Annotated in this window: 1 pseudogene; it reads left to right on the top strand. The window is 68.7% G+C overall.

The features are described from left to right. Window positions 1-178: 178 nt before the first annotated feature. Window positions 179-397 (top strand): annotated as a pseudogene (locus V5F77_RS29135) (hypothetical protein); the annotation flags it as partial. Window positions 398-466 lie beyond the last annotated feature (69 nt).

Below are 466 nucleotides of genomic sequence, written 5' to 3' on the forward strand. Positions count from 1 at the left end.
GAGATCGCGGCGATGCGCCTCGCGCTCGGCCAGCCCCTGCCGCCGTCCGCGCCGGCGCCCACCCAGCCTGTCGCGGCCATGCCGGTCGCCATCCCCGTGCACGACCATTCCACCATGTCCCACGGCAGCATGACCATGCCCGCGGCCATGCCGATGTCGACGAAGTAGGAGCCGAACGATGAACACCCGTTTCCTGACCGGCATGCTCGCGAGCACCATGCTCGCCTGCGCGGCGCCCGCCTTCGCCGGACAAGCGCCCTTCCCCGCCTCCACCCCCGACGTGCCGCTGAGCAGCCGCGACCGCGTCTATGCCGCCGAGCAGTTCTCCAACACGATCTCGGTCACCGATCCGGCGACCAACAAGCTGGTCGGCGTGATCCGCCTGGGCGATCCGCGGCTTATCTCATGAAATGGCGGGCCGCGCGGGATGAGGATGAGAACTACGTCTACGCTATAGCCCTCTAGC

It is taken from the genome of Roseixanthobacter psychrophilus, assembly GCF_043195195.1.
GTDB lineage: Bacteria > Pseudomonadota > Alphaproteobacteria > Rhizobiales > Xanthobacteraceae > NCEH01.